This is a genomic window from Streptomyces sp. NPDC089915, assembly GCF_040684675.1.
GTDB lineage: Bacteria > Actinomycetota > Actinomycetes > Streptomycetales > Streptomycetaceae > Streptomyces.
The window spans coordinates 1-9,075 of record NZ_JBFBGN010000202.1 but is presented as its reverse complement, the minus strand read 5'-3'; the positions used below and the strand labels follow the sequence as shown (position 1 = coordinate 9,075).

Sequence of the window (9,075 nt, the reverse complement as noted above, 5' to 3'; positions counted from 1 at the left end):
GACGCCGTGCGCAACGGACACCCGGTACTGGCCGTCGTCCGCGGCTCCGCCGTCAACCAGGACGGCGCGAGCAACGGCCTGACCGCCCCCAACGGACCTTCCCAGCAGCGGGTGATCCGCCAGGCACTGGACGCGGCCGGGCTGACCGCCGCCGACGTCGACGCCGTCGAGGCGCACGGCACCGGCACCAAGCTCGGCGACCCGATCGAAGCCCAGGCCCTCCTCGCGACGTACGGGCAGGACCGCGAGGGCGGCGAGCCGCTGTGGCTGGGGTCCATCAAGTCGAACATCGGGCACACGCAGGCCGCCGCCGGCGCGGCGGGGGTCATCAAGATGGTGCAGGCCATGCGCCACGGCGTGCTGCCGCCCACCCTGCACGTGGACGCCCCGTCCAGCCACATCGACTGGTCGGCGGGCGCCGTCGAACTCCTCACCGAGGCGCAGCCATGGCCCGAGGCCGGGCGGCCCCGGCGCGCGGGCGTCTCCTCGTTCGGCATCAGCGGCACCAACGCCCACGTCATCCTGGAGGCCGCCCCCGCCACGGCCGTCCCGGCGCGCCCCGCCGTCTCCGGGCCGGTCCCGGTGGCGCTGTCGGCCCGCTCCCCCGAGGCCCTGCGGGCGCAGGCCGCGCGACTGGCCGGGCACCTTGAGCGGAACCCCGAGCTCGGGCTCGCCGAGGTGGCGTACTCCCTGACGGGGCGGACCGGGATGGAGCACCGGGCGGTGGTCGTGGCCCGGGGCCGCGAGGCGCTGGCGGACGGTCTGACGGCCCTGGCGTCGGGCGAGCCCAGCCCCTCGGTGGTCACCGGCCAGGCGACGGGACGGGGCCGGCTCGCGGTGCTGTTCACCGGGCAGGGCAGCCAGCGGCCGGGGATGGGCCGCGAACTGTACGAGGCGTTCCCGGTGTTCGCGGCCGCGTTCGACGCGGTGTGCGCGGAGCTCGGGGACGGGCTCAAGGAGGCCGTCTTCGGCGAGGACCCCGAGGCTCTCGACCGCACCGGAACCACCCAGCCGGCCCTCTTCGCCATCGAAGTCGCCCTGTACCGCCTCGTCGAATCCTGGGGCGTCGTCCCGCGCTTCGTCGGCGGGCACTCCGTCGGCGAGATCGCCGCCGCACACGTCGCCGGGGTCCTGTCCCTGCGCGACGCAGCCACCCTCGTCACCGCACGCGGCAAGCTCATGGAAGCCCTGCCCGAGGGCGGGGTCATGGTCTCCGTCCAGGCGGGCGAGGAGCAGGTCACCCCGCTCCTCGTCCCGGGCGCCGCCATCGCCGCCGTCAACGGACCGAACGCCGTCGTCATATCCGGAGCCCGCGAAGCCGTCGAAGGCGTCGTCGCCCTCCTCACCGCCCAGGGCGTGAAGGCGAAGGCCCTGCGCGTCAGCCACGCCTTCCACTCCCCGCTGATGGACCCCATGCTGGAGGAGTTCCGCACGGTCGTCGCGGGGCTCGACTTCGGCACGCCGAACATCGCCTTCGTCTCCGCGCTGACCGGCGGACTCGTCACCGACGAAATAGCCCGCCCCGACTACTGGGTGGACCACGTCCGCGAAGCCGTCCGCTTCCACGACGCCGTCCGCACCCTCGAAACCGAAGGCGCCACCGCCTTCCTCGAACTGGGCCCGGACGCCGTGCTCACGGCCATGGCCCGCCCCTGCCTGACCGGCGAGAGCACCGCTCTCGTCCCCACCCTCCGCCGGGGCCGCGACGAGGCCGAGTCCGTGGTCACCGCCCTGGCCCGGCTGCTCACCGCGGCCGGACTCGCCGACCGTGCGGCCTACTTCGCCGGCTCGGACGTCGCCCGCGTCGGCCTCCCCTCGTACGCCTTCCAGCACGAGACCTTCTGGATCCACGACACGGCGGCCTCCACCGCCGACGCCGGGCAGGCCGGGCTGGACGCGGCGGACCACCCGCTGCTCGGGGCGGCGGTCACGCTGCCCGAGTCCGAGGAGTTCCTGTTCACCGCCCGGCTGTCCCTGCGCACGCACCGCTGGCTCGACGACCACCGGGTCATGGGACAGGCCGTCGTACCGGGCGCCGCGCTCGTCGAGCTGGCCGTGCGGGCCGGTGACGAGGCCGGCTGCAACACCCTCGACGAGCTGACCCTCGCGGCCCCCCTCGTCCTGCCCGAGGACGGCGGGATCCAGGTCCGGGTGCTGGTCGGCGCGCCGGACGTACAGGAGCGGCGGTCCGTACGGGTCTACTCCCGGGCCGAGGACGCCCCCGCCGGGGAGCCCTGGACCCGGCACGCCGACGGCACGCTGTCCTTCGCCGACCGTGCCCCCGAGGCCGGGGCGCCGGAGTGGCCGCCGGCCGGGGCGGAGCCCCTCGACACGGACGGGCTGTACGCCGCGATGTCCGGGCTGGGCCTCGACTACGGCCCGGTGTTCCAGGGGCTGCAGGCCGCCTGGAAGCTCGGCGGGGAGATCTACGCGGAGGTCTCCCTCCCCGAGGACGCGGCCGCCGACGCGGGCCGCTACGGGCTGCACCCGGCACTGCTGGACGCCGCCCTGCACGGCATCGGCCTGGGCTCCTTCCTGTCGGACGAGGGCGGGGCGCGGCTCCCGTTCTCCTGGTCCGGGGTCTCCCTGTACGCCGCCGGCGCCTCCGCCCTGCGGGTGCGGATCGCGGCCGCGGGGGCGGACTCCGTCGCGCTGGCCCTCGCCGACCGGAGCGGGGCGCCCGTCGCCGCCGTCGAGTCCCTGTCCCTGCGCCCCGTGTCGGCGGAGCAGTTCGGGGACGCAGCGCTGCGGGACGCGCTGTTCCGCCTGGAGTGGGCGGAGGCCTCCTTCGCCGAGGCCGCCGAGTCGGTCCTGGACTGGGCGGTGGTCGACGCCGAAGGGCCGTCGGCGGCCGGGCGGGGGCTGAAGCGGGCGGGCGTCCCCTTCGCCGCGTACGCGGACCTGGACGGGCTGCGGGCGGCCGTGGACGGGGGCCGGGCGGTGCCGGACCTGGTGCTGCTTCCGGTGCCGGGCACGGCGGCGGAGGCCCTCAGCGTGCTGCAGTCCTGGCTGGCCGACGGCCGGTACGCCGCCTCCCGGCTGGTGTTCACCGCGCCCGGGCAGGATCCGGACACGGCGGCGGTGTGGGGGCTGGTGCGTTCCGCGCAGGCCGAGAACCCGGGCCGGTTCGTGCTCGTGGAGGCGGCGGACGAGGACGCGGGCTGGGGGCTGCTGCCCCGGGCGCTCGGCACCGACGAGGCCCAGTTCGCGCTGCGCGGCGGGCTGGTGCTCGTACCGCGGCTGGCCCGGGCGGCGGCCACCGAGCCGGTCCGTCCCGCGTTCGGGGACGGGACCGTCCTGGTCACCGGCGGTACCGGCGGGCTGGGCGCCCTGTTCGCCCGCCACCTGGTCACCGAGCACGGGGTCCGCGACCTGCTCCTGACCAGCCGGCGCGGCGAAGCGGCCCCCGGCGCCGCCGAACTGGCCGCGGACATCGAGCGGTTGGGGGCGCGGGTGCGGATCGCGGCCTGCGACGCCGCCGACCGCGAGGCGCTCGCCGCCCTGCTGGACTCCCTCGACCGGCCGCTGACCGGCGTCGTCCACTCCGCCGGGGTACTCGACGACGGGGTGATCGGGGCGCTGACCGCCGAGCGGCTGGCCGGGGTCATGCGGCCCAAGGCGGAGGCGGTCGTCAACCTGCACGAGCTGACCCGGGACGCGGGCGCGGACCTCTCGGCGTTCGTGGTGTTCTCCTCCGTCGCCGGTGTCTTCGGCAGCCCCGGCCAGGGCGGCTACGCCGCCGCGAACTCCTACCTCGACGCGCTGATGGCCGAGCGCCGCGCCGCCGGGCTGCCCGGCCTGGCCCTGGCCTGGGGCCTGTGGGCCGGGGTCGGCGGCATGGGCGACACCCTCTCCGACGAGGACGTCGAACGCATCGGCCGCTCGGGAGTGCGGGTCCTCACCGTCGACCAGGGCCTCGCCCTCTTCGACGCCGCCCTCGCCACCGACGAGGCCCTCCTCGTCCCCGTCCCCCTCGACCTGCCCACCCTCCGCGCCCGCGACCAGGTCCCCGCCCTGCTCCGCACCCTGACCGCCGGTCCGGTCCGCCGGAGCGCGGCCCGGGCGGCGGACGGCGAGCGGGCCACCGGAGGCGGTACGGCAGGGCCTTCGCTGCGCGACCGGCTGCTGGCGCTGCCCGCCGAGGACCGGGACGCCGTCCTGCTGGAGCTGGTGTGCGGGCAGGTGGCGCTGGTGCTCGGCCATGCGCGGGCCTCGGCCGTGGACGGCGAGCGGCAGTTCCGCGAGCTGGGCTTCGACTCCCTCACCGCGCTCGAACTGCGCAACGGCCTGGGCCCGGTGACGGGGCTGGCCCTGCCCGCGACGGTGGTCTTCGACTATCCGACGCCCGCCGCCCTCGCCGGGTACCTGCGGGCCGAGCTGGTCGACACGTACGCGGAGCAGGCGCTGGCCGAGCGGCTGGACTCGCTGGAGCCGGTCCTCGCCTCGATCGCGGGGGACGACGCGCTGCGCGCGAAGGCGGAGGCCCGGCTGCGCGCCCTCCTGGAGGCGCTCGGCACGGCCGGCGCGGATCCGTCTCACCCCGCGGACGCCGCGAGCGGCGCTCGTGCGGCGTCCGAGGTGCGTGAGATCGAATCGGCCACCACCGACGAACTGTTCGACCTGATCGACAAGGAATTCGGATCCCTGTAACCACGACCGCCCCTTCCCCGGCCCGCTCCCCCACGTCCCACCCGCGTTCCTCCCGCACGTGATCCGAGATCCGAAGCACAGAGATTCCTTGAAAGGCGATACACCGATGGCGGACGAAACGAAGCTCGTTGACTACCTGAAGCGGGTCACTGCCGATCTGCGTCAGACGACTCGACGGCTTCGCGAGGTCGAGGCCGAGGCCACCGAACCCATCGCGATCGTGGGGATGAGCTGCCGCTACCCGGGCGGCGTGCAGACTCCCGAGGACCTGTGGGAGCTGGTGTCGGGCGGCCGGGACGGCATCTCGCCGTTCCCCGGCGACCGGGGCTGGGACGTGGAGGGGCTGTACGACGAGGACCCGGAGCACCGGGGGACCTCGTACACCCGCGAGGGCGGCTTCCTCGACGGTGCCGGCGGCTTCGACGCGGGGTTCTTCGGGGTGTCGCCGCGCGAGGCGCAGGCGATGGACCCGCAGCACCGGCTGCTGCTGGAGACCTCCTGGGAGGCGTTCGAGCGGGCGGGCATCGACCCGCTGTCGGTGAAGGGGCAGCGGGTCGGGGTCTTCGCCGGGCTGATGTACCACGACTACGGGACGAGCGTCGCGGAGGTGCCCGAGGAGCTGGAGGGCTACCTCGGCAACGGCAGCGCGGGCAGCATCGCGTCCGGCCGCATCTCGTACACGCTGGGCCTGGAGGGCCCGGCGGTCACCGTGGACACGGCCTGCTCGTCCTCGCTGGTGGCCCTGCACCTGGCGGTGCAGGCGCTGCGGCGCGGGGAGTGCACGATGGCGCTCGCGGGCGGTGTGACCGTGATGGCGACGCCGGCGACGTTCGTGGAGTTCAGCCGCCAGCGCGGGCTGTCGGCCGACGGCCGCTGCAAGTCCTTCGCCGAGGGCGCGGACGGCACCGGCTGGGGCGAGGGCGTCGGCATGCTGCTCGTGGAGCGGCTGTCGGACGCCGTACGGCACGGGCACCGCGTCCTGGCCGTCGTACGCGGCTCCGCCGTCAACCAGGACGGCGCGAGCAACGGCCTGACCGCCCCCAACGGGCCCTCCCAGCAGCGCGTCATCCGCCAGGCCCTCGACGCGGCCGGACTCACCACCGCCGACGTCGACGCCGTCGAAGCCCACGGCACCGGCACCAAGCTCGGCGACCCCATCGAGGCCCAGGCCCTCCTCGCCACCTACGGCCAGGACCGTCAGGACTCCACACCGCTGTGGCTGGGCTCGGTGAAGTCCAACATCGGGCACACCCAGGCCGCCGCCGGTGTCGCGGGCGTCATCAAGATGGTGCAGGCCATGCGCCACGGTTCCCTCCCGCGCACCCTGCACGTGGACGCCCCGTCCAGCCACATCGACTGGTCCGCCGGAGCCGTCGAACTCCTCACCGAGGCGCGGCCCTGGCCGGAGACCGGGCGGGCCCGCCGCGCGGGCGTCTCCTCGTTCGGGATCAGCGGCACCAACGCGCACATCATCCTGGAGCAGGCCCCCGAGGCCGTGCCCGCCGCCGAGGAGCCCGAGGACGCGGAGCCCCTGCCGGAGGCAGCGGCGGCCCCCGTGGCGCCGCCCGCCACGCTCCCCTTCCTCGTCTCAGGCCGCACCCCCGAGGCCCTGCGGGCCCAGGCCGGGCGGCTGGCCGCGTTCCTGCGGGAGTCCCCCGAGGCGGCGGCCGCCGCCCCCGTCGACCTCGCGTACTCCCTCGCCGCCTCCCGCTCCACCTGGGAGCACCGGGCCGCCGTGGTCGCCGACGGCCGGGAGGAGCTGCTCGGCGCCCTCGACGCGCTCGCCTCGGACGCCGGAGCCTCCGCCGGCCTGGTACGGGGCACGGCCGAGAAGGGGCGCACGGCGTTCCTGTTCACCTTCCAGGGCAGCCAGCGCCCCGGGATGGGCCGCGAACTGTACGAGGCGTTCCCGGTGTTCGCCGCCGCGTTCGACGAGGTCTGCGCCGAGCTCGACCGGCACCTGGACCGGCCGATCCGCGAGATCGTGTTCGCCGCCGAGGGCACTCCCGAGGCCGAGCTGATCGACCGCACCCTGTACTCCTCGCCCGCCATCTTCGCCCTCGAAGTCGCCCTGTACCGGCTGCTGGAGCACTGGGGCGTCCGCCCCGACCTGGTCTCGGGCGGCTCCATCGGCGACTCGGCCGCCGTCCACGTCACCGGTGTGCTCTCCCTCGCCGACGCGGCGACCCTGGTGACCGCCCGCAGCCGGCTGATGAACGAACTGCCCGCCGGCGGCGGCATGGTCGCCGTCGAGGCCCCCGAACAGGTCGTCCGGGAGGCCCTGGACGAGCTCGGCGGCCGGGTGAGCATCGGCCTGGTCAACGGCCCGGAGGCGTTCGTCGTCTCCGGTGACGAGGAGCTGATCACCGGGCTCGGCGACCGCTGGAAGGCCGAGGGGTACCGGATCAAGCGGCTGACCGTCGGACACGCCTTCCACTCACCGCACATGGACCCGATGCTCGACGCGTTCCGGGAGGTCGCCCGCTCGCTCACCTTCCGGGCTCCGCGCATCCCGATGATCGACGCGCTGACCGGCGAGCTGATGGACGCCGACCGGATGTGCGACCCCGAGTACTGGGTGCGGCACGTCCGCGAGGCGGTGCGGTTCGTGGACGCCGTCCGCACCCTGGAGTCCGAGGGGGTGACCACCTACCTGGAGGTCGGGCCGCTCGCCATGCAGAGCCTGATGGCCCGCGCCTGCCTGACCGCCGAGTCCGAGGCCGCGCTGATCCCCTCGCTGCGCCGGGACCGGCCCGAGGTGTGGTCGCTGGTGCACGCGGTCGCGCGGCTGCACGTGCGGGGCGTACGGGTGGACTGGGCCCGCTTCTACGCCGACACCCTCCCGGCGGTGACGGGCCTGCCGACGTACGCCTTCCAGCGCGAGCGGTACTGGCTGGAGTCCGCCGGCACCCCCGGCACCCCGGGGGCCGGCGCTGCCGCCGCCGAGCTGGGGCTGAGCCTGGCCGGGCATCCGCTGCTCGGCACCGCCATCTCCCTCGCCGACTCCGGGGGCTTCCTCTTCACCGCCCGGCTGTCGCTGCGCACGCACGGCTGGCTGGCGGACCACCGGGTGCTGGACCGGGCGGTCGTCCCGGGCGCGGCCCTGGTGGAGCTGGCGGTACGGGCCGGTGACGAGGCCGGCTGCGGCGGCCTCGACGAGCTGACCCTGGCCGCGCCCCTGGTCCTGCCCGAGGACGGCGGGGTCCAGCTGCGGCTGTCGGTGGGCGAGCCGGACGGGCGGGGCCGGCGTGCGCTGAGCCTGTTCTCCCGCCCGGAGGAAGCCGACGCCGACGAGCCGTGGACGCGGCACGCCGAGGGCACGCTCTCGCCCGGCACGGACGCCCCCGGGGCGGGGCTCGCGCAGTGGCCGCCGGCCGGGGCCGAACGGCTCGACACGGAAGGGCTGTACGAGACGCTGGGCGCGGCCGGACTGGAGTACGGGCCGGTGTTCCAGGGCCTGAAGGCCGCCTGGAAGCTCGGCGAGGAGATCTACGCCGAGGTCTCCCTCCCCGAGGACGCCGCCGCCGAGGCGGGCCGTTACGGGCTGCACCCGGCGCTGCTGGACGCCGCCCTGCACGGCATCGGCCTGGGCTCCTTCGTCACCGGCGAGGGCGGGGCCCGGCTGCCCTTCGCCTGGTCCGGGGTCTCCCTGCACGCCACTGGCGCCTCCGCCCTGCGGGTGCGGATCGCGCCCGCCGGGACGGACTCGGTCGCGCTGACCCTCGCCGACCAGACCGGGGCCCCGGTCGCCGGCGTCGAGTCCCTCGCGCTGCGCGCCGTCACCGCCGGGCAGCCGGCGGACGGGGCGCTGCGCGACGCGCTGTTCCGGGTGGAGTGGGTCGAGCCGGTGCTCACGGGCGGGGCCGTCGGTGACTGGGCCTGGCTGGACGAGGAGGGCGACGGTGTTCCCTCGTACGTGGTCACCCGGACCCCGGCGGGCGAGGTGCACTCGGCCGTCGCCGAGGCGCTGCGGCTGGTGCGGTCCTGGCTGGCCGAGGAGCGGTTCGCCGGCTCGCGGCTGGTGTTCACCGCCGAGCGCCAGGACCCGGCGACCGCCGCCGTGTGGGGTCTGGTGCGTTCCGCTCAGGCCGAGAACCCGGGCCGGTTCGCGCTGGTCGAAGCGGCCGACGTCGAGGGGGCGTGGGAGCGGATCTCCGCCGCCCTCGCGAGCGGGGAGGAGCAGCTCGCCCTGCGGGACGGGGCCCTGCTCGTACCGCGCCTGGCCCGCGCGGCGGCCGCCCCGGCCGACGGGGCCGCGTTCGGGGACGGGACCGTCCTGGTCACCGGCGGTACCGGCGGGCTGGGCGCGCTGTTCGCCCGCCACCTGGTCACCGAGCACGGCGTCCGCGACCTCCTGCTGACCAGCCGGCGCGGCGAAGCGGCCCCCGGCGCCACCGAACTGGCGGCGGAACTGGCCGAGTCGGG

The 9,075-nt window shown here is 75.9% G+C and carries 2 protein-coding genes; both read left to right on the top strand.

Annotated features, from left to right (window positions below; all coding sequences use genetic code 11):
• On the top strand, window positions 1–4,650 hold a 4,650-nt coding region (locus tag AB0O29_RS32825; protein ID WP_365159146.1), incomplete at its 5' end, for an SDR family NAD(P)-dependent oxidoreductase.
• A 106-nt stretch (window positions 4,651–4,756) separates the two neighbouring features.
• The coding region (locus AB0O29_RS32820) for a beta-ketoacyl synthase N-terminal-like domain-containing protein (protein ID WP_365159143.1) at window positions 4,757–9,075 on the top strand (4,319 nt) is incomplete at its 3' end.